This is a genomic window from Comamonas odontotermitis (assembly GCF_020080045.1).
GTDB lineage: Bacteria > Pseudomonadota > Gammaproteobacteria > Burkholderiales > Burkholderiaceae_C > Comamonas > Comamonas odontotermitis.
The window spans coordinates 2,883,615-2,904,545 of record NZ_CP083451.1 but is presented as its reverse complement, the minus strand read 5'-3'; the positions used below and the strand labels follow the sequence as shown (position 1 = coordinate 2,904,545).

19 protein-coding genes are annotated in these 20,931 nt (G+C 62.4%); 10 read left to right on the top strand and 9 right to left on the bottom strand.

Annotated features, from left to right (window positions below):
• The first annotated feature begins 30 nt into the window (after nt 1–30).
• Together xseA and LAD35_RS13440 are read left to right on the top strand one after the other, a co-directional pair.
• Entirely contained in the window at nt 31–1,368 is a 1,338-nt protein-coding gene (xseA, locus tag LAD35_RS13445) for an exodeoxyribonuclease VII large subunit (RefSeq protein WP_224149544.1), read from the top strand.
• A 271-nt stretch (nt 1,369–1,639) separates the two neighbouring features.
• Nucleotides 1,640–2,221 (top strand): superoxide dismutase, encoded by a 582-nt coding sequence (locus LAD35_RS13440; protein ID WP_224149543.1) that lies wholly within the window; start codon nt 1,640–1,642, stop codon nt 2,219–2,221.
• Nucleotides 2,222–2,315: 94 nt separating this feature from the next.
• On the opposite strand, the gene LAD35_RS13435 is transcribed toward LAD35_RS13440, so the two are convergent.
• Entirely contained in the window at nt 2,316–3,224 is a 909-nt protein-coding gene (locus LAD35_RS13435) for a LysR family transcriptional regulator (protein ID WP_224149542.1), read from the bottom strand.
• 96 nt (nt 3,225–3,320) lie between these two features.
• Between LAD35_RS13435 and LAD35_RS13430 the strand changes: the two genes are divergently transcribed.
• A complete protein-coding gene (locus LAD35_RS13430; protein WP_224149541.1) occupies nt 3,321–4,337 on the top strand; it encodes an aldo/keto reductase in 1,017 nt (338 codons plus the stop codon).
• Between the two features lie 21 nt (nt 4,338–4,358).
• Here LAD35_RS13430 and arfB read toward each other — a convergent pair whose 3' ends face one another.
• Entirely contained in the window at nt 4,359–4,775 is a 417-nt protein-coding gene (gene arfB, locus LAD35_RS13425) for an alternative ribosome rescue aminoacyl-tRNA hydrolase ArfB (RefSeq protein ID WP_224149540.1), read from the bottom strand.
• Nucleotides 4,776–5,114: 339 nt separating this feature from the next.
• Between arfB and LAD35_RS13420 the strand changes: the two genes are divergently transcribed.
• A complete protein-coding gene (locus LAD35_RS13420; protein ID WP_224149539.1) occupies nt 5,115–7,346 on the top strand; it encodes an NADP-dependent isocitrate dehydrogenase in 2,232 nt (743 codons plus the stop codon).
• Nucleotides 7,347–7,580: 234 nt separating this feature from the next.
• Here LAD35_RS13420 and LAD35_RS13415 read toward each other — a convergent pair whose 3' ends face one another.
• A complete protein-coding gene (locus LAD35_RS13415; protein WP_224149538.1) occupies nt 7,581–8,057 on the bottom strand; it encodes a DUF192 domain-containing protein in 477 nt (158 codons plus the stop codon).
• 213 nt (nt 8,058–8,270) lie between these two features.
• On the opposite strand from LAD35_RS13415, the gene icd reads away from it, so the two are divergent.
• The gene (gene icd, locus LAD35_RS13410) at nt 8,271–9,527 is read left to right on the top strand and encodes an NADP-dependent isocitrate dehydrogenase (protein WP_224149537.1); all 1,257 of its coding nucleotides are present in this window, start codon (nt 8,271–8,273) and stop codon (nt 9,525–9,527) included.
• Nucleotides 9,528–9,849: 322 nt separating this feature from the next.
• On the opposite strand, the gene LAD35_RS13405 is transcribed toward icd, so the two are convergent.
• The 3 genes from LAD35_RS13405 to LAD35_RS13395 all read right to left on the bottom strand — a co-directional run bounded on the left by LAD35_RS13405 (nt 9,850) and on the right by LAD35_RS13395 (nt 12,533).
• The gene (locus LAD35_RS13405; protein ID WP_224149536.1) at nt 9,850–10,047 is read right to left on the bottom strand and encodes a CsbD family protein; all 198 of its coding nucleotides are present in this window, start codon (nt 10,045–10,047) and stop codon (nt 9,850–9,852) included.
• A 142-nt stretch (nt 10,048–10,189) separates the two neighbouring features.
• Nucleotides 10,190–11,419, bottom strand: a complete 1,230-nt coding sequence (locus LAD35_RS13400; protein WP_224149535.1) for a GNAT family N-acetyltransferase — start codon at nt 11,417–11,419, stop codon at nt 10,190–10,192.
• 46 nt (nt 11,420–11,465) lie between these two features.
• Nucleotides 11,466–12,533, bottom strand: a complete 1,068-nt coding sequence (locus LAD35_RS13395) for a threonine aldolase family protein (protein WP_224149534.1) — start codon at nt 12,531–12,533, stop codon at nt 11,466–11,468.
• A 235-nt stretch (nt 12,534–12,768) separates the two neighbouring features.
• Between LAD35_RS13395 and LAD35_RS13390 the strand changes: the two genes are divergently transcribed.
• Complete coding sequence (locus LAD35_RS13390; RefSeq protein WP_224149533.1) at nt 12,769–14,424, top strand: NAD+ synthase; 1,656 nt, start codon at nt 12,769–12,771, stop codon at nt 14,422–14,424.
• 103 nt (nt 14,425–14,527) lie between these two features.
• Nucleotides 14,528–14,866 (top strand): P-II family nitrogen regulator, encoded by a 339-nt coding sequence (glnK, locus tag LAD35_RS13385; RefSeq protein ID WP_224149532.1) that lies wholly within the window; start codon nt 14,528–14,530, stop codon nt 14,864–14,866.
• A 168-nt stretch (nt 14,867–15,034) separates the two neighbouring features.
• Here glnK and LAD35_RS13380 read toward each other — a convergent pair whose 3' ends face one another.
• Complete coding sequence (locus tag LAD35_RS13380; RefSeq protein ID WP_224149531.1) at nt 15,035–15,664, bottom strand: helix-turn-helix domain-containing protein; 630 nt, start codon at nt 15,662–15,664, stop codon at nt 15,035–15,037.
• Nucleotides 15,665–15,870: 206 nt separating this feature from the next.
• Here LAD35_RS13380 and LAD35_RS13375 point away from each other — a divergent pair, with 206 nt between their 5' ends.
• From LAD35_RS13375 to LAD35_RS13365, 3 genes are all read left to right on the top strand, one after another.
• Nucleotides 15,871–16,818, top strand: a complete 948-nt coding sequence (locus tag LAD35_RS13375; protein WP_224149530.1) for an ornithine cyclodeaminase family protein — start codon at nt 15,871–15,873, stop codon at nt 16,816–16,818.
• 117 nt (nt 16,819–16,935) lie between these two features.
• Nucleotides 16,936–18,231, top strand: a complete 1,296-nt coding sequence (locus LAD35_RS13370) for an MFS transporter (RefSeq protein WP_224149529.1) — start codon at nt 16,936–16,938, stop codon at nt 18,229–18,231.
• Between the two features lie 133 nt (nt 18,232–18,364).
• Nucleotides 18,365–19,623 (top strand): IS3 family transposase gene (locus LAD35_RS13365; protein ID WP_396022749.1). Its coding sequence is split into 2 segments (ribosomal slippage): nt 18,365–18,713 and nt 18,713–19,623, totalling 1,260 coding nucleotides; the frame shifts between segments, so codons are not numbered across the junction.
• A gap of 178 nt (nt 19,624–19,801) precedes the next feature.
• Here LAD35_RS13365 and LAD35_RS13360 read toward each other — a convergent pair.
• Nucleotides 19,802–20,395 (bottom strand): LOG family protein, encoded by a 594-nt coding sequence (locus LAD35_RS13360; protein WP_224152691.1) that lies wholly within the window; start codon nt 20,393–20,395, stop codon nt 19,802–19,804.
• Between the two features lie 2 nt (nt 20,396–20,397).
• Nucleotides 20,398–20,871, bottom strand: coding sequence for a diacylglycerol kinase (locus LAD35_RS13355; RefSeq protein ID WP_317986705.1), 474 nt, complete (start codon nt 20,869–20,871; stop codon nt 20,398–20,400).
• Nucleotides 20,872–20,931 lie beyond the last annotated feature (60 nt).

The window sequence follows — 20,931 nt, the reverse complement described above, 5'->3', positions numbered from 1 at the left end:
CGCCTGTTGATTGGGCGCTAGAGGCAATTTATGAATGATTTCGACACCTCTCCCACCGCTGCTCCCCGCATCTGGGAAGTGGGCGCGTTGTGCCGTGCGGTGGGCGATGCCTTGTCAGCCCGCTTCAACCCGGTGGCGGTGCGGGGAGAGCTGAGCGGCTTTTCACGGGCGGCCAGCGGCCACTGCTACTTCAATCTCAAGGATGTGAACGGCCAGATCCGCTGCGCCATGTTCAAGCGTGCGGCACAGTCGCTTGGATTTACCCCGCGCGATGGCGAACTGGTGGAAGTGGTGGGAAAGCTCGGCGTGTATGAACAACGCGGCGACCTGCAACTGGTGGTGGAGGACATGCGCCGTGCCGGGCAGGGCGCCTTGTTCGAGCAGTTTCTTCGCCTCAAGGCGCAGTTGGAAGCCGAAGGCCTGTTCGATGCGGCCCGCAAGCGCCCGCTGCCGCTGATGCCGCGCGGCGTTGGCATCGTCACCTCGCTGGGTGCGGCAGCGCTGCACGATGTGGTGACCGCCTTGCGCCGCCGTGTGCCGCAACTGCCTGTGGTGCTGGTGCCTGCGTTGGTGCAAGGGGGGCAGGCGGCTCCATCGATGGTGGATGCGCTACAGAAACTGTACCGGCTGGCAGATGCGCAGATTGCGCTGGATGCAGGCTTGACGGATGAGGTTCCGGCAGCGGCCATCGACACCATCCTGCTGGTGCGCGGCGGCGGATCGCTGGAAGACTTGTGGGCTTTCAACGACGAGCAACTGGCGCGCACCATTGTGCAAAGCCCGGTGCCGCTCATCAGCGGCGTGGGGCACGAGACGGATTTCACCATCGCAGACTTCTGTGCCGACCTGCGCGCACCCACGCCAACGGCGGCAGCCGAGTTGGTGTGCCAGCCCCGGGACGTGTGGCTGGGCGCGCTTGATCTGGTACAGGAGCGCCTGGACGACGCGGTCGAGCGGCATATTGACCGCCAATTGCAGCGCCTGGACATGGCTGCACGCCAGATCGCCCGGCCCTCAGGCCTGGTGCACCGCCAGCAGCAGGGGCTCGATCGCAACGCGCAGCGCCTGCAGGCAGCGGTGCAAAGCCAGCTGCATGGGCAGGACAAGCGCGTGCAGCATCTGGCCAGTACTTTTCCGGTGAGCGTGGCTCGCAGTCTGGAGCGGCAGGAACAGCATGTCGAACGCCTGGGGGCGCGGCTGGAGTTGCTCAATCCCAGGCAGGTACTCTCGCGCGGCTATGCACTGCTCACCGGCATGGATGGCCAGGTCATCCACTCAGTAACGCAGGCGACACCGGGCAAGGCCATGCATGCGGAACTGGCCGATGGCAGTGTGGATGTAGTGGCTACCCAGCGCTTGCTGGTGTGAGTGTGGGGCTGCCGGCTTTGTCGTGTAACGGTGCAGGCCAGATCCGAACGAGGCATGCCGGTGTTTGGGTGTGGTGGATTGTCGGCAACCGCTGACCCCATGCTGCCATGTCTGCATGCTATGGTGGCCATATGAATTTCTGTTGAACCCTATTGGTCATCAGGTCGATTTTCCTTTCTACAATCGACCGATGCCAGCGAAAGCGCGGCGCCCTTTGCGGAGCGCACGCTGCTGCCCATTTTGCAACCATACCAACCACGAGGAAACGACGATGGAACGCACTCTGCCACCCCTGCCTTACGCGCTTGACGCCCTGGCCCCTGCCTACAGCAAGGAAACCATGGAGTACCACTATGGCAAGCACCACAACGCTTATGTGGTGAACCTGAACAACCTGCAAAAGGGCACCGAGTTCGAAAACATGGAACTGGAAGACGTGGTCAAGAAGTCTTCCGGCGGTATCTACAACAACGCAGCCCAGATCTGGAACCATACCTTTTTCTGGAACTGCATGGCCCCCAATGGCGGCGGTGCTCCAAGCGGCGCGCTGGCAGATGCCATCAACAAGAAGTGGGGCAGCTTCGACGAATTCAAGAAGGCCTTCCAGGCATCGGCCGTGGGCAATTTCGGCTCGGGCTGGACCTGGCTGGTGAAGAAGGCTGACGGTTCGGTCGACATCGTCAACACCGGTGCCGCAGGCACGCCGCTGACCACCGCCGACAAGGCCCTGCTGACGGTGGACGTGTGGGAACACGCCTACTACATCGACTACCGCAACCTGCGTCCCAAGTTTGTCGAGACCTTCCTGGCAAGCCTGGTGAACTGGAAGTTTGCCGAAGCCAATTTCGCCTGATCGTCCGGCGCACAGCGGCTTGCTTTCCGGCAAGCACGAACGCCTCCGCAAGGAGGCGTTTTCTTTTTGCCCCTTTCAATGACGGGCAGGCGCTTCAGGACGATGCCTGCAGCAGGCGTATCAGCTCGCGCAGTGCAGCGGGCACATGGCGGCGGCTTGAATAGTAGAGGTAAAACCCCTCGGTCTGCGGACACCAGTCCTGCAGGACGCATTCCAGCCGGCCCGACGACAGTGCTTCGCCCACCATGCCGTCATAGACATAGGCCAGACCCATGCCGTCCAGTGCGGCCTGCAGAACCAGTTGGTCGTCGTCCAGCGTCAAGGGGCCGTTCACGGGGACTTCCATGGACTGTCCTTTTTTGGCGAACTCCCATGCGTAGGGGGCGCTGCCGGGAAAGCGGCGGTTGATGCAGGCATGTGCCGCCAGGTCGCGTGGGTGCTTGGGGCGACCATGGAGATCAAGGTAAGCGGGCGTGGCCACCACCAGAAAGCGGGGTGCAGGCCGCAGCGGCAGTGCCACCATGTCTGCTGCCACACGCCCGCCGAAGCGGATGCCGGCATCAAACCCGTCCCGCACGATATCCACCATGCGGTCGTCCGTGACGATCTCAAGCAGCACCTTGGGGCAGCGCGCGTGGAACGCCGCCAGCAGCGGCGCCAGCACCAGACGGGCCGCCTGCCTGGGAACATTGAGCCGCAGCGTACCCGATGGCGTGCCCCCCAGCTCGCGCACCTCGCGCAGCGCTCCCTGGATGTCCTGCAGCGCGGGGGAGAGCCGCTGCAGCAGCAGTTGCCCCGCATCGGTTGGCGTCACGCTGCGCGTCGTTCGGTTGAGCAGGCGCGTGCCCAGCACTTCTTCGACCTGCCGAAGGCTGTGGCTGAGGGCCGATGGCGTCACCCCCAACTGGCGGGCCGCCTTGCTGAAGCTGCACAGCTGGGCCACCCGCACGAAGGCGGCAAGGGCGTCGAGGCTGGCTTCGCCGGTCTCCGAGAGATTTTTCATTTATGAATTTTGCTCAATGATTCATTAAATATTATATGGATTATCAAATACAGTCTGCTGTCGCACACTGGGTCCGTTTCATTGAAAGGATCTGAAATGCAAATGAGGAAACTGGGCTCACAGGGTTTGCAGGTGTCGGCAGTCGGGCTGGGATGCATGGGTATGAGTTTTGCGTATGGCGATGCCGACGACGCGCAGTCCATTGCCACCTTGCACCGTGCGCTCGATCTCGGTGTGAATTTCTGGGACACGGCAGAGGTGTACGGGCCATTCACCAATGAGCAGCTCATTGGCCGGGCGCTGCAATCGCTCAAAGGGCGCCGCGATGAAGTCGTGGTGGCCACCAAGTTCGGCTTTGACATTGCCCCCGAGACGCCGCAGCAGCGCGGGGCGCAGCGCATGGTGGGGGTGAACAGCCGCCCCGCGCATATCCGTGCGGTTGTCGAAGCGTCGCTTGAGCGGCTGGGGATCGAGGCCATCGATCTGCTCTACCAGCACCGGGTCGATCCGGCTGTTCCGATAGAAGAGGTGGTTGGCACCATGGGCGATCTGGTGCGGCAAGGTAAGGTGCGCTTTCTAGGTCTGTCGGAGGTGTCGGCGGCCACGCTGCGCAAGGCGCATGCCGTGCACCCCATCTCGGCCGTGCAGTCGGAGTATTCGCTCTGGAGCCGCGAGCCTGAGGCGGAGGTGCTGCCCGCATGCGCCGAACTGGGCATCGGCTTTGTGCCCTACAGCCCCTTGGGGCGCGGCGCACTGACCGGCAAGCTGCCTGCGCCGGGCGAGTTGTCCGAGGATGATTTCCGCCGCAGCCTGCCACGGTTTCAGGCCGAGGCCTGGGGTGCGAACCAGTCGCTGGTGGCCACCTTGCAGCGCATGGCGGCAGAGCGCGGCCTCTCGGCAGCGCAGCTGGCTCTGGCATGGGTGCTGGCGCAGTCGCCATCCATCGTGCCGATTCCCGGCGCGCGGCGTGAGCAGCACCTGCGCGAAAACGCGCTCGCGGCCAACGTGGTGCTCAGCGATGCGGAGCTGCGCGAGATTGGCGCTGCGATGGACCCTGCGCGCGTACGGGGTGGCCGGTACACCGAAGCGGCGTTGGCCCTGGTGGACCGCTGAGCTTCGGGTGCGTTCTACGTTCTAGTCCACCACCTTGCCGCGCAGCGCCTTCACATTGGCGCGCAGGCTTTTGCCCTGCAGGCGGCGCTGCTGAGACCCCCATGTGGGCTTGGTGGCGCGGCGCTTGCGGGGCACGGCAGCAGCCTGCGCGACCAGGGCGTTGAGGCGCTGCAGGGCATCCCACAGGTTGTGTTCCTGCGTGCGGTACTGCTGGGCCTTGATGACGATCACGCCTTCGGTCGTGATGCGGCTATCGCTCAAGGCCAGCAGGCGTTGTTGCACATCCTCGGGCAGGCGCGATGCCCGGATGTCAAAGCGCAGGTGCACGGCGCTGCTCACCTTGTTGACGTTCTGTCCCCCTGGCCCCTGAGCACGCACGGCGGTCCACTGCACATCGGACTCGAGCAGCTCAAGTGCAGCGGGGCGTGGGTTGGTCATGGTGGGTGTGTCGTTGTGGGGATTCACAAATGTGCAGCAGGCAGCGTGCATTATGAAGGCGGCGTGGTTTGTGACAGCACAGGGGTGTGCACATGCGGACGCCTTGGGCGATCAATTCGCTGGGTCAACTCTTGTATAAGACTTAAAAACCAGCGACAATCCTTTCCTGTTGAATTCCGTATTGTGATATTGCATTGCGCCATTTATGGGATTACCCAGAGCTGGTTGCGGTGCGCGTCATAAGATGGCTTCACGCGGGCGTTTACGTATATAGAGGCAGACGAGACCACTGCCTTCAGCAGCAACGCTCCCCTGAACTTTTGCCACTTGAAAGACCAGATGACTACCCAGCAACCCACCATCATCTACACCCTGACCGACGAAGCGCCTCGCCTGGCGACCGCGTCGTTCCTGCCCATCGTGCGCAGCTTCGCGGGCGCGGCAGGCATCAATGTGGCCGAGAGTGATATTTCGCTGGCAGCCCGCATTCTCGGTGAGTTCCCTGAGTTCCTGACCGAGGCACAACGCGTTCCGAACAACCTGGCAGACCTGGGCAAGCTGACGCTGACGCCAGACGCCAACATCATCAAGCTGCCCAACATCTCGGCATCGGTGGGCCAGTTGCAGGAAGCCATCAAGGAGCTGCAGGACAAGGGTTACAAGCTGCCCGACTATCCTGGGAACCCCGGCACGCCGGAAGAAAAGGACATCAAGGCGCGTTACAGCAAGTGCATCGGCTCGGCCGTGAACCCCGTGCTGCGTGAAGGTAATTCGGACCGCCGCGCGCCTGCCGCCGTCAAGAACTACGCCAAGAAGCACCCCCACTCGATGGGTGAATGGAAGCAGTGGTCGCAGACCCATGTCTCGCACATGGAAGAGGGCGATTTCTACCACGGCGAAAAGTCCATGACCCTGGACAAGGCCCGCGATGTGAAGATGGTGCTGGAGACGAAGTCCGGCAAGACCATCGTGCTCAAGGACAAGGTCAAGCTGCAGGATGCAGAAGTGATCGATTCCATGTTCATGAGCAAGAAGGCCCTGCTGGCTTTCTACGAGCGCGAGATCGAAGACTGCCGCGAATCGGGCATCCTGTTCTCGCTGCACGTCAAGGCGACGATGATGAAGGTGTCCCACCCTATCGTGTTCGGCCACTGCGTCAAGATCTTCTACAAGGAAGCTTTCGAGAAGCACGGCAAGCTGTTCGACGAACTGGGCGTGAACGTGAACAACGGCATGGCCGATCTGTACGCCAAGATCGACACGCTGCCCGCGTCGCAGCGCGACGAGATCATCCGCGACCTGCACAAGTGCCAGGAGCACCGTCCGCGTCTGGCCATGGTCGACTCGGCCAAGGGCATCACCAACTTCCATTCGCCCAACGATGTGATCGTGGACGCCTCCATGCCTGCCATGATCCGCGGCGGCGGCAAGATGTGGGCTGCCGATGGCAAGCCCTACGATTGCAAGGCCGTGATGCCTGAATCGACCTTTGCCCGTATCTACCAGGAAGTGATCAACTTCTGCAAGTGGCACGGCAACTTCGACCCCCGCACCATGGGCACCGTGCCCAACGTGGGCCTGATGGCGCAGAAGGCCGAGGAATACGGTTCGCACGACAAGACCTTCGAAATCTCCGAAGACGGCGTGGCCAACATTGTGGACATCGCCACCGGCGAAGTGCTGATGAGCCAGAACGTGGAAGCAGGCGATATCTGGCGCATGTGCCAGGTCAAGGACGCACCGATCCGCGACTGGGTGAAGCTGGCCGTCACGCGTGCCCGCAACTCCGGCATGCCTGCCGTGTTCTGGCTCGACCCCTACCGTCCGCACGAGTCCGAGCTGATCCAGAAGGTCAACAAGTACCTCAAGGAGCACGACACCAGCGGCCTGGAAATCTACATCCTGTCGCAAGTGCGCGCCATGCGCTACACGCTGGAGCGCGCCGCCCGTGGCCTGGACACCATCTCGGTGACCGGCAACATCCTGCGCGACTATCTGACCGACCTGTTCCCGATCCTGGAGTTGGGTACCTCGGCCAAGATGCTGTCTGTCGTGCCTCTGATGCAGGGCGGTGGCCTGTACGAAACCGGCGCCGGTGGCTCTGCGCCCAAGCACGTGGAGCAACTGGTGGAAGAAAACCACCTGCGCTGGGATTCGCTGGGCGAGTTCCTGGCGCTGGCTGTGTCGTTCGAAGAGCTGGGCATCAAGAACAACAACAACCGCGCCAAGCTGCTGGCCAAGACCCTGGACGAGGCTACCGGCAAGCTGCTGGACCTGGACAAGTCGCCATCGCGCCGCACCGGCGAGCTGGACAACCGTGGTTCGCAGTTCTACATCGCGCTGTACTGGGCCCAGGCGCTGGCCGCCCAGACCGAAGACAAGGAGCTGGCTGCCAAGTTTGCGCCTATTGCCCAGCAACTGGCCGATGGCGAAGCCAAGATCGTTGCCGAGCTGAAGGCCGTGCAGGGCAAGGCCGTGGACATCGGCGGTTACTACCAGCCCGATACCGCCAAGCTGGACGCCGTGATGCGCCCCAGCGCCACTTTCAACAAGGTGGTTGCAGAAATCTGAGACCTGTGAATAAGGTCTGACAAGCCCCGTGTCCTGCACAAGGCAGGGGCCTCCATAAAAAAACCGCAGTTTTCGGACTGCGGTTTTTTTATGCACTCAGCCATTGAAGTGGGTAAAGTGTTTCTTTTCGCTATATTTTCTATAGCGATTGACGCTCTACCATCAGGCGCTACAGGTATTTCATCTATGGGTATGCGGAGGCTGGCGCCCGCCAAACTTGCAGCGCCCGAGCCCTTACTGGCTGAACGGCTTGCCCCGCAGTTGCGCGCCTTCGGCAATGCCTTTCTGCTTGAACCAGCCCTGGTTCATCTCCAGCACGTAACGCACCGGCTTGCGCGAGCAGTGCGAGTCTTCGGTCATGGGCTGCATGTCGGCGAGGTTGACGATGGTGCCGTCGTCGGCCACAAAGGCGGCGGTCAGTGGCAGCAAGGTGTTCTTCATCCAGAAGCACTGCATGGCGGGCTGTTCGAACACGAACAACATGCCTTCGGCGGCAGGCATTTCCTTGCGATGCATCAAGCCCACTTCGCGCTGGCGAGGGGTCTGGGCTACCTGGGCATGGATGCGGTGCATGCCGGCCGACAACTCGGTACGCTGCAGATTCATCTGCGGCTCGCCAGCCGTCTGGGCCGTGGCGGAAAAGCTGAGTGCCGACAGACCCAGGGCCAGGGCGACGGTGGAGGTGCGGGCAAGAAAATTCAGGCAGGACATAGGGAAACAGGGCCTTCTCAAAAAACGGGCAGCGCAAGGCGCCGTGGGGGTTTTATACACGATCTGGCTGCATCGTTGAACGAGATGCGCAGGCCCGATGTGCGCGACAGCAGAGGTGGCCATTGTCGATAGAATCCATCGCAGCAACGCCGCTGCATGTGCGCCATGGCATGCAGCGCTTCACGGTTCCTGATGATTCTGGAGAGAGGTTCCATGTCTTACCAACACATCCGCCTGCCTGACGGCGGCCAGCCCATCACTGCGCGCGAGGGCCATGCGCTGCAGGTGCCGCCGCAGCCCATCATTCCGTTCATCGAAGGCGACGGCGTGGGCCGTGATGTCACCCCGGTGATGCGCAAGGTGGTCGACGCTGCAGTGGCCAAGACCTATGGCGAAGCCCGCCGCATTGCATGGATGGAGGTGTTCGCAGGCGAGAAGGCGACGCAGGTGTACGGTGCAGACCAATGGATGCCGCAGGAGACGCTGGACGCCATCGGCCAGTACCTCGTTGCCATCAAGGGCCCGCTGAACACGCCGGTGGGCGGCGGCATCCGCTCGCTCAATGTCACCTTGCGCCAGACGCTGGACCTCTACGTCTGCCTGCGCCCGGTGCGCTATTTTGCGGGCGTGCCGTCGCCGGTGCGCGAGCCCGAGAAGACCGACATGGTCATCTTCCGCGAGAACTCGGAGGATATCTACGCTGGCATCGAGTTTGCCGCAGGCTCGGACGTGGCCGTCAAGCTGATCGAGTTCCTGCGCAAGGAGGTGGGTAGCCAGAAGATCCGTTTTCCCGAGACCTCGGGCATCGGCATCAAACCCGTCTCGCGCGAAGGCAGCGAGCGCCTGGTGCGCAAGGCCATCCAGTACGCCATCGACCATGACAAGCCCAGCGTCACCCTGGTGCACAAGGGCAACATCATGAAATTCACTGAAGGGGCCTTCCGCGACTGGGGCTATGCACTGGCGCAGAAGGAGTTCGGTGCCGAGCCCATCGACGGCGGCCCCTGGCTGCGGCTGAAGAACCCCAAAAACGGCAAGGAGATCATCGTCAAGGACGTGATTGCCGATGCCTTCCTGCAGCAGGTGCTGCTGCGCCCGGCCGATTACTCGGTGATCGCCACCTTGAATCTGAATGGCGACTACATCTCGGACGCAGTGGCGGCGCAGGTTGGCGGCATCGGCATTGCGCCGGGCGCCAATATGTCGGACAGCGTCGCCGTGTTCGAAGCGACCCACGGCACGGCGCCCAAGTATGCGGGCAAGGACTATGTGAACCCCGGTTCGATGATTCTGTCGGCCGAGATGATGCTGCGCCACATCGGCTGGACCGAAGCTGCCGATCTCATCATCCGCTCGATGGAGGCCACCATCGAGTCCAAGCGCGTGACCTATGACTTCGCGCGCCTGATGGATGGCGCCACGCAGGTGAGCACCTCGCGCTTTGGCGATGAGATGATTGCCAATATGTGAGGGATGGGGTAGCGAGCGCCTTCGCCATGTGCCCCTGTGAGCCAGCTTGAAGAACCAAAGGCGCCCGCACACGCAGCGGGCGTCTTTTTTTTGCGCCCTGCCAGCGCCAGGGTATGCAAGCGCTGCTGTATGGCATGCCTGCCCGAGGCTCGGTGGCACCACAGATGCGGGCAAAAAAATGCCAGCACTGAGGCTGGCCAAGGAGGGGTTCTGTGAAAACCGATGAAGGCATGATGCCCGAAATCGGCAGGGCAGTGCAGCCAAATTTGTTTAAGTTGGTGACTATCGTTTGCTTGGCTGTTACAAGCGAGGAGGCTGACTATCAGAGGTTCTTTTTCACTTCCTTGACGGCATCCTTGGCGGCCTGCTTCACATCGCCTGCGGCCTTCTGCAGTTCACCTTCGGTCTCCAGTGCCTTGCCTTTGGCAATCTGCTCTGGGCTGTTGATGGCCTTGCCAATGCCAGCCTGTGCTTCGCCCGCCAAATCCTTGATCTTGCCGACCACTTGATCCTTGTTCATGCAAACTCCTTCAGATGCGTTGGGGATGGATTGCATTGTGGGTTGGCGGGGGCGCAGGCCATGTCAGCCATGCCAACACATGGCTGTGCGGGATGGCCGACATCGTTAAAACTAATTACAAATGGGGCGGGCGCGGAGCCTTTCACGCGGGTGGCGAATTGCACTTGAGCGGGCTGTGGCTCTGCAGCACTTGCTGGTAGGCCTGCAGGTGGGCGGATTCCTGCTGCAGGTAATGGGCAATGGCGCGGGCAAACTGCGGCTCAGCCACCCAGTGCGCGCTGGGCGTTGAGAGTGGCAACAGCGCGCGTGCCATCTTGTGCTCGCCCTGGGCGCCGCCTTCAAAGTGAAGATAGCCATTGGCAATGCACCATTCGAGCGGCTGGTAGTAGCAGGCCTCGAAATGCAGGTTGTCCACGCGCTCGATGGCTCCCCAGTAGCGGCCATAGGCGGTAGGCTCCAGCGGCCCGCTGGTGCAGCCTTGCAGCCCGCTGATGGCGACCAGGCTGCAGGCGATGGCCCGGTTGTCGCGTTCGGCGACGAACAGCAGCCAATGCTCGGGCATGGCATTGCGCATCGCTTCAAAGAAGGCGGGGGTCAGGTAGGGCGCGTTGCCGTGTTCCAAGTAGGTTCGCTCATAGCATTCGTAGAAGAATGCCCAGTCGGCGGCAGTGATCTGGCGGCCCGTTGCGTGGCGGAACGTTACGCCGGCGTCGCGCACCTTGCGCCGCTCCTGGCGGATTTTCTTGCGCTTTTCCTGCTGCAGCTCCGCCAGAAAGTCGTCGAAATCGGCATAGGGCGCAGCGCCGTCATTTTGCGCGTTGCGTGCATGGCGGTTGTGCCAGTGGAACTGCACGGTCTCGCGCTGCATCAGGCCTGCCTGCTGCGCGGCCTGCAGATCGGCGGCATCGGCAAACAGCAGGTGCAGGGAAGACAGGCCTTGCTCGCGGCACCAGGCAGTCGCCGCGTGCAGCAACGTGGCACGCAGCGCAGGGCGTACCACCAGCAAGCGGCTGCCGGGTACCGGGGTGAAGGGCACCGCAGCCACGGCCTTGGGGTAGTAGTGCAGGCCGTGGTCGGCATAGGCCCGCGCCCAGGCGAAGTCAAACACGTACTCGCCGTAGGAGTGGGTTTTGGCGTACAGCGGGCAGGCGGCTACGAGGGCGTCACCTTCCCACAGAGTGATGTGGCAGGGCTGCCAGCCTGTTTCCGTCGTGGCGCTGCCGCTGTCCTCCAGCGCCTGCAGATAGGCGTGGCGCATGAAGGGGGTGGGCCGGGCCTGCAGGGCCAGCAGGCCATCCCAGGCGGCGGCATCCACATCGGCCATCTGGTGCAGCACTTTCAGTTGCAGGGAAGCGGGCGAAGAAAGGGTCATGGCCCGATTGTGGCGGCTGTGCTGTGCCTGCGCCGGGGTGCGGAAATCAGGCGAGGCGCCGCACCAGGTCTGCCAGCGCCTGTACCTCGTCGCTGGTGGACGACCACGATGCAACAAAGCGCACCACCATCTCGTCGGTCGCCAGGGCCGTGCCGGGCGGAACGCTGGTGTCGTACCAGTCGGCGCAGCGCACGCCGTGGGAGACCAGTTGTGCATGCAGCGCGCGCGGCAGAATGGCAAACACCTCGTTGGCCTCGGCGGGCCAGGCCAGGCGCGCCGCCTGGGTTGCCATCAGGGCATCGGCCAGGCTGCGCGCAGAGGCATTGGCCTGGCGGGCCAACTGCAGCCAATGGCCGTCCTGCAGCCAGGCGCAGTATTGCGCTCCGATCAGCCGGCTTTTGGACACCAGTTGCCCGGCGCGTTTCTGGCGGATGCGGAAATGCTCGGCCAGCGCGTCGTCAAAAAACACCACGGCTTCGGCCATCAGCGCGCCATTTTTCGAGGCCCCCAGGCTGAGCACATCCACCCCTGCCTTGCAGGTGATGTCCGCCGGGTGACAGCCCAGGGCGGCCACCGCATTGGCCAGGCGTGCACCGTCCATGTGCAGGCGCAGGCCCTTGGTGTGGGCGCTGGCGGCAAGGGCGGCCACCTCGTGCGGCCGGTAGACCAAGCCGTTTTCCGACACCTGCGAAATGCTCACTGCGCTGGGCAGCATGTTGTGCGGCGGGCTGGCCGGGTAGCTGGTCAGAAAGCGGTCCAGATCGTCAGCCAGAACCTTGCCGCTGCCGGTGGCGAGCGGCAGGAGGCGGGCGCCGCCGGTAAACCATTCGGGCGCACTGTTCTCATCTACCGCGATATGGGCCATGTCGTGGCAGACCACCGCGTTCCAGGGCTGGGCGATGGTAGAGAGCGCCAGGCAGTTGGCGGCGGTGCCGGTGGCGACGAAAAAGGCTTTCAGTGGTGTGTCGAAGGCCTCACACAGCATCTGCTCGGCGCGCGCGCACCAGTCGTCGTTGCCATAGGCGGACTGGATGCCGCTCGCGGCCTGCACCAGGGTCTGCAGGATGGCCGGGGAGACGCCGGCCTGGTTGTCGCTGCCAAAGTTCATTGTCATCAGGGTTTTGCCGGGGAAGGCTGTGATTTTGCCTGGGTAAACCCATTTCGGGGCGCACCTGCCTGACAGGCCTGCCTTGGCTGATTTGCCTGACTGCAGCCAACGAGCCAGGTTGCGACTGGTTTTCGCGCTAGACTCATAGAACATATCAATGCTCTCATCGCGCCGCAACGCGAATGCGGCGGCGCGGAGACAGGCAGGCACGTTATTCGCTGCACCAGGTTCATAAAGCACCATGTCCAACTTTTCCATCGCCAGCGCCCAGCTCAATTTCGTTGTGGGCGATATGCAGGGCAACGCCCGCAAGATCATTGACGCGGCAGCCGAGGCCGTGGCCCAGGGTGCGCAGCTGTTGCTGACACCCGAGCTGGCCATTTGCGGTTATGCGGCCGAAGACCTGTTCCAACGCCCCTCGTTCCTGGCTGCCTGTGAAGTGGCGCTGCAGACGGTGGTGGATGCCTCCAGCCAGTGGCCGGAGCTGACGATCGTCGTGGGCCACCCCAAGGCCGCCCTGCATGCGCCGCATGGCCGCTGCTACAACGTCGCCAGCGTGGTGCGCGGCGGTCAGTTGCTGGCCAGCTACCGCAAGCAGCTGTTGCCCAATTACCGCGAGTTCGACGAGACGCGCTATTTTGTCGAAGGCGCGCAGACCTGCGTGTTCGACGTGGCGGGCACCCAGGTGGGTCTCCTGATCTGCGAAGACGCCTGGGCCAGCCAGCCCGCACGCGCTGCCCGGGCAGCAGGCGCGCAGGTACTGGTGGTCATCAATGCATCGCCCTTCCAGATGGACAAGGTAGGCCAGCGCGAGCAGGTGGTGGCCGAGCGTGTGCGCGAAACCGGTTTGCCGCTGGTGTACACGCACCTGATTGGCGGGCAGGACGAACTGGTGTTTGACGGCCATTCGTTTGCGATGAATGCCGATGGCAGCGTGGCGGCACGCGCGCCGGGTTTTGACGAAAAACTGCTGCTCACCACTGTCGATACTTCGGGGCCTGCTATCAAATTGTCTGGTGAAATCGCTCCGCAGGGCGATACCAACCAGCAGTTGTGGCATGCACTGGTGCTGGCGGTGCGTGATTACCTGGGCAAGAGCGGCTTCCCCGGTGCGGTGTTGGGCCTGTCCGGCGGCATTGATTCGGCGCTGGTGCTGGCCATTGCGGTGGATGCCATCGGCGCGGACAAGGTGCGCACGGTGATGATGCCTTCTCCCTATACCGCTGACATCAGCTGGATTGATGCGTGCGACATGGCCAGGCGGCTGGGCGTGCAGTACGAAGAGATTTCGATCGCGCCGATGTTCGAGAGCTTCAAGGCGGCGCTGGCGCAGGATTTTGCGGGTCGCCCCGAGGACACGACCGAGGAAAACCTGCAGGCGCGCATTCGCGGCACCTTGCTGATGGCGCTGTCCAACAAGTTCGGCTCCATCGTTCTGACCACCGGCAACAAGAGCGAAATGGCCACTGGCTACTGCACCCTGTATGGCGACATGGCAGGCGGCTTTGCCGTGATCCGCGATGTGCTCAAGACCCGCGTGTTCGAGCTGGCACGCTGGCGCAATGCGAACGATCCCTTCGGCACGGGGCGCGAGCCGATTCCTGAGCGCATCATCACCCGCCCGCCCAGCGCCGAGCTGCGTCCCGATCAGAAGGACCAGGACAGCCTGCCACCTTATGAGGTGCTCGATGCGATCATCGTGCGTTACATGGAGCAGGACGCCGATATCGACAGCATCGTGGCCGCTGGCTACGCGCGTGCCGATGTGGAGCGCGTGGTGCGGCTCATCCGCGTCAACGAATACAAGCGCCGCCAGGCTGCCGTGGGGCCACGCCTGTCGGCACGGGGCTTTGGCCGCGACTGGCGCTACCCGATCACGAACGGTTTTCGCGGTTGAATCTGCCCGCCCATGTGGGCGCGGAGTTCTTGACGCACAATAGCTGCAGTTGCCGTGTGGCCGTGACACGCGGTGTATGTTTGGCCGATCCGAGGAGTGACCTATGAAAATGATTACCGCCGTTATCAAACCCTTCAAGCTGGACGAGGTGCGTGAGGCCTTGGCCGATGTGGGCGTGACGGGTTTGACGGTCAGCGAAGTCAAGGGTTTTGGCCGCCAGAAGGGCCATACCGAGCTGTACCGTGGTGCGGAGTACGTGGTCGATTTTCTGCCCAAGGTCAAGATCGAAGTGGCCGTGAAGGACGAGGACGTGGACCGCTGTGTCGACGCCATCGTGAATGCTGCCCGCACCGGCAAGATTGGCGACGGCAAGATTTTTGTGACCGAAGTCGAGCGCGTGATCCGCATCCGCACCGGCGATATGGACGAGGCTGCGGTCTGATGCGCATGCGCAACTGACCCTTTGGCTGCACCGTGAAGTGAAAGGCGCCTTGCTTGCAAGGCGCTTTTTTATTGGCGGATGCTATGAAAATAGAAGTGCTTAGCGCTTACTTCGTGCGCTCTTCAGATCAGTCTTTATCTGAAAATGGCGCGGGCCGGGCGCCTGTAGCTATGGTTTGATGGTGATGTGAGAGCAGATCCACAGCACCTGCGCGTCCTTGTCGCCGCCGGAGATGCAGGCATGGCCCATGGCGCTGTCGAAGTAGCAGGAGTCACCGGCCGCCAGCTCCAGTGGCGCATAGCAGTCGGTATGGATCACCACCTTGCCTTGCAGCACGTAGACCATCTCCTCCCCGTCGTGGCTCAGCAGTTGTGGGAACTCCGTGCGCTCTCGCGCCTTGATAGTGGTGAGCAGGGGAATGAAGCGCTTGTCCGCCAGATCGGCATGCAGCAATTCGTATGCATACTGCGGCGTGCGGTGCGCGAGGCCGTCGCCCGCGCGCGTCACACTGCGGCGCGCCCGCAGCGCAGGCTGTTGCACAGGGCTGAACAGCTCGCCCACATCGACCTCCAGTCCCCGCGCCAGTGCCGCGATCTTTTCGTAGGTGGGCGAGAGCTGGCCGTGCTCCACCTTCGACAGCGCCGAGGCCGAGATGCCGCAGCGCTGGCTGAGCTGCTGCAAGGTCAGCCCCGCATTGCGCCGCAGCAGGCGCAGCTTGTGGGCCAGCACATCGGTGGTGGCGTCGGCATTGGCACTGCCTTGGGGTGGGGCAGGGGTGGCGGTCGTGGAATGGGGCATGTCTCGTGTTCTTCTGGGCGCCAGCAAGTGTAGGGCCCGGCACGCGCCTTTGGAGCGCAGGCGCAGGTCATCTATCTTTCCGTTCACAGGGGTAAACCCTAGGAAAAAACCGGTGCCGCTCGGGAAAACCCGTGAACAATTCTACATAAAATTTCCTATACGAAATTTATTCCTCTTTAGTAGATTTTTGAAACACCCGTACCCGCATGCAGATACTTGACCAGACCACCACCGTACAGCACCTGCCTTTTGGGCCCTTGATCGACAGCCTGGAGCAGATGTTCATCGAAGGCTGCGAAGTGCCGCTGCGCCACAACCACAAGATTGCGGGCAGCACGCCTGCTGAAGATGGCATCGTGCTGCTGATGCCTGCATGGCAGAGTGGCAAGCGCATCGGCATCAAGACCGTTTCCATCTTCCCGGGCAACCAGGCCAAGGGCCTGCCGGGGCTGCATTCGGTGTTCATCCTGTACGACGCGACCACCGGCGTGCCGCTGGCGGTGTTGGACGGCGACACGATCACCTCGCGCCGCACGGTGGCTGCATCGGCATTGGCGGCGCGCTGGCTCAGCCGCCCCGATGCGCGCAGGCTGCTGGTGGTGGGCGCAGGCCGCGTCGCCAGCCTGCTGCCCGGCGCCTACCGCTGCGTGCGTGACATCACCCGCGTGCAGGTGTGGGATATTCGCCCGGAGGCGGCGCAAGCCATGGTGGAGCGCCTGCAGGGGCAGGGGGTGGATGCCAGTGTGGCGACTGATCTGGAGCAGGCGGCACGCGCGGCGGACATCATCAGCTGCGCCACCTTGTCCACGGCGCCCCTGATTCGCGGCGAGTGGCTGCAGCCGGGCACGCACCTGGATCTGATCGGCGGCTTTACGCCTGCCATGCGCGAGAGTGACGATGCCTGCTTTGCGCGCGGCACGGTGTTTGTCGATACCAGCGAAGCGCTGATGAAATCGGGCGATATTCTGGAGCCGATTGCCAGCGGTGCCTGGGAGGCGGCGCGCCTGGCCGCTACCCTGGAAGACCTGTGCCGAGGCAAGCACGCTGGCCGCAGCAGCGCAGAAGAAATCACGGTCTACAAGGCTGTGGGCACGGCGCTCGAAGATGTGGCCGCGGCATCGCTCGCCTATGACGCGTTCATGGCAACTGCCTGATTACGCCCACCATCGTTTCATGACTTTCTGACATCCTTTCTGCCCGTGCAGCCGCCCTCCAAGGTGTTGCGCGGGCGGCTTGGGCTGTTTTCTACAACCTCATCCCCCTCTCTTTTCATGAGCCCAACCCCAACCATGCCCGCGGCGAGCGCGGCCACGAACAAGCGCGTACTGATGGCCAGCCTCATGGGCAGCTCCATCGAGTGGTTCGACTACTTCCTGTATGCCACCACGGCTGCACTGGTGTTCAGCAAGGTGTTTTTTCCCACCAGCGACCCGGTCGTCGGGCTGATGCTGTCGTACCTGACGTTTTCGCTGACCTTCTTCATCCGTCCGCTGGGCGGCTTCATCTTCTCGCACATCGGTGATCGCATCGGGCGCAAGAAGACCCTGGTAATCACCCTGTCGCTGATGGGTGGTGCCACGGTGCTCATCGGCCTGCTGCCCGGCTATGACCAGATTGGCATCTGGGCGCCCATCCTGCTGATCGTGCTGCGCCTGATCCAGGGCCTGGGCATCGGCGGAGAGTGGGGCGGTGCCTTGCTGCTGGCCTACGAATACGCGCCGCAAAACCGCAAGGGCCTGTTCGGCAGCGTGCCGCAGATGGGTGTGACCATCGGCATGCTGCTCGCAACCCTGGCCATCACGGTGATGAGCACCTTGCCGGATGAGCAGTTCCTCGCCTGGGGCTGGCGCGTGCCTTTCCTGCTGAGCGCGGTGCTGGTGTTCCTGGGTCTGTGGATTCGCAAGGGCATTGACGAGACGCCCGCCTTCAAGCAGGCCAAGGCCAGCGGCAATGTGGCCAAGATGCCGCTCGTGGAAACCCTGCGCTACCACTGGCGCGCCGTGCTGGTGGCGGTGGCGATCAAGTTCGTCGAAACGGCGCCGTTCTACATCTTCTCGACCTTCATCGTCAGCTATGCCACCAGCAGCCTGGGCTTTGACCGTATCTCGGTGCTCAATGCCGTGACGCTGGCCACCCTGGTGACGACCCTGATGATCCCGATCATGGGTCGCATCTCCGACACGGTGGGCCGCAAGCGCATGTTTGTGGCGGGCACGGTCATCATGGCGGTATTCACCTTCCCGTACTTCATGCTGCTGGAGCAGCGCACCACCGCGACCCTGGTAATTGCCACCGTCATCGGCCTGGGCCTCGTGTGGGCGCCGATCACGGCCGTGCTGGGAACCCTGTTCTCGGAGATTTTCTCGACCCGCGTGCGCTACACCGGCATCACTTTGGGCTACCAGATCGGCGCAGCCCTGGCGGGCGGCACGGCTCCGCTGTTGGCCACCTGGCTGCTCAAGACTTATGACGGCTCGTGGGTGCCCGTGGCCTGGTACATCGTTGGCACGGCGGTGATTTCGCTGATCGGCATCGCCTTTGCCAAGACCGTGGCAGACAACGACTGACACCTTGGTACGCGTCCGGGCGCGACCCGGAAGCAAAAAGGCGACTGCTGGTAAGAGCAGTCGCCTTTTTTTGTCACTTTGACCCGTCCTGAATTGGGTTGACACCTTTCTGAAGAACAGAAAGGAAAGTCAAATGGAACAGTGGGTTAAGAGAACGCAACGGGACTACACGCTGGCTTTTAAACTCGCAGTAGTCGATCAAGTAGAAAGAGGTGAGCTGACCTACCGGCAGGCCCATGAGCGGTACGGAATCCAGGGCGCCTCAACTGTACTGGTGTGGCTTCGCAAGCACGGACGGCAGGACTGGAAAGCTGCATCATCAAGGGGCAAAGGATTACAGAAGATGCCTGAATCGCCCAAGCTGCTGACTCCAGAGCAGCGCATCAAGGAGCTGGAAGTGCAGCTGAAAGAAGCCCGCGAGAAAGCGGCCTTCTTTGAAGCGGTAGTGAACGTGCTCAAGCGCGACTACGGAGTCCAAGTCACAAAAAAGCCTGCGGGCAAGTCCTCACGCAAAAGCTCGTCAAAGGGTTAAGCGTCACGAGGGCTTGCCGCTACATGGGAATCAGCCGCCAAGCGCACTACAAGCGCCTGGTCTGCCAGCGTGCACGCAGCGAGCGGGACAAGGCGGTGGTGGAGTTGGCCAGTGAAGAGAGGCGCCATCAGCCACGCATTGGCACGCGCAAACTGCTGCACTTGCTCAAGCCGCCGCTTGAACAGGCGGGAATCCAGATCGGGCGCGATGCACTGTTCGTTGTCCTGCGCCAAGCACGCATGCTGGTGCTGCCACGGCATGCGTACCACAAGACCACCAATAGCCATCATCACTACCGCAGGCACCCCAATCTACTCAAGGAGGGCCCGACCAAAACAGTGGCAAGTGGTTGTGAGCAGCTATGGGTCGCTGACATCACGTATCTACCCACCAAGGAGAAGACTGCCTATCTGAGCCTGGTGACCGATGCCTACTCGCGCAAGATCGTGGGCTGGCACGTGCACGATAGTCTGGAGACCAAGCAGGTCAGCCAAGCGTTGAAGATGGCACTGCGTCAGCGGCGAACAGATCAGCCGCTCGTACACCACTCTGATAGAGGTGTTCAGTACTGCTCGGCTCAATACCAGCGCATCCATGCACGCCACCGCATCACCTGCTCCATGACCGATGGCTACGATTGCTACCAAAACGCTCTGGCTGAGCGGGTCAATGGAATCCTCAAGATGGAATACTTGTTGCAACGACCTGCCGATCTCTCGCAGGCCCGCACCATGGTGGGCGAATCGGTACGGCTGTACAACGAGCGCCGGCCGCACCTGTCCCTAAAATACAAAACGCCCGATGCAGTACATCGGGCGTCTCTCGCCAACCAGCTTGGGCTGGAGATTAGTCGCGAATAGGTGTCAACCTATGACAGGACGAGTCACTTGTTTGCTATCAAAACGGAAGCGATATGCGCCGTCGGGTATTGGTATTCAGATTAAAAGTAATCTGCAGTTAAACGGTGGCTTGCGCTCTGTGCTCATATTTTTGATGGCCGTTTGATCGGTACCGAAAACGGCCTGGCAGGCTGCGCGTTCAGATCACGTCCCGCAGGGCATCCTTCTGGCGCGAGAGACCGGCTTCTTCCACCAGCCGGGCCAGCAGTGTGGTGTGGTCGTTTCCGCTTTGCACCAGGCCCATCTGCCACTCGTCCATGAAGCCCTGGCCCACGCACTGCTGCAGAAACTGCAGCATGCCGTCGTAATAGCCTTGGGTGTTGAGGATGCCGATGGGCTTGTCGTGGTAGCCCAGCTGGCGCCAGGTCCAGATCTCGTACAGCTCTTCAAACGTGCCGATGCCACCGGGGATGGCGACAAAGGCGTTGCTGCGCTCTGCCATCATCGCCTTGCGCTCGTGCATGGTGGTCACCACGTGCAATTCGTCGCACAGTTCGTTGGCCAGTTCGCGATCGACCAGCGCCTTGGGAATGACGCCGACCACCCGACCGCCCGCCTCGCGGGTGGCGCGCGCCACCATGCCCATCAGCCCCGATTTGCCGCCGCCATAGACCAGTTGGCCTCCGTGGCGGCCAATCCAGGTGCCCACGGCCTCTGCCGTGGCAGCAAAGGCCTCATCCTTGCCTGGGCGCGAGCCGCAGTACACACACATCGAAAAAGCAGGGGAAGTCATCGTCATTTCAACCATCTTTCATACAGCGCCGCCAGCCATACGGCGGCGCACAATACCAGGGCCAGAAACACGGCAGCACTGCCCATGTCCTTGGCCTTTTTGGACAGCAGGTGCCATTCGGGGCCAAAGCGGTCAATGGCCGCTTCAATGGCGCTGTTGAGCAATTCGGTGATCAGCACCAGAAACACGGGCAGGATCAGCAGTGCCCATTCGCGCCAGTCCCTTGCCAGCCAGCAGGCGGCAGGCAGCAGCACCAGAGCCAGCAAGGCTTCCATGCGGAAGGCCTTTTCCCCCCAGCCAGCGCGCAGGCCCTGCAGCGAGTAGCCGGCTGCATGCCTCAACCGGCTGAAACCGCTGCGCGCCTTGTGGGGGTTGATCTGCAGAAAGGCCTCTGAGGCCGGGTCCTGGTGCGCTTGCTGCGCCTGTTGCGTCGGAGCGGATTCTTGCCGGGGGCGTGGTGCAAGCGGTTCGGTCATGGAGCGGGCCAATGGTGAGCGGGGGTGAGATCTGGGAGCAGGCTATCTGCGTGTGGCCCA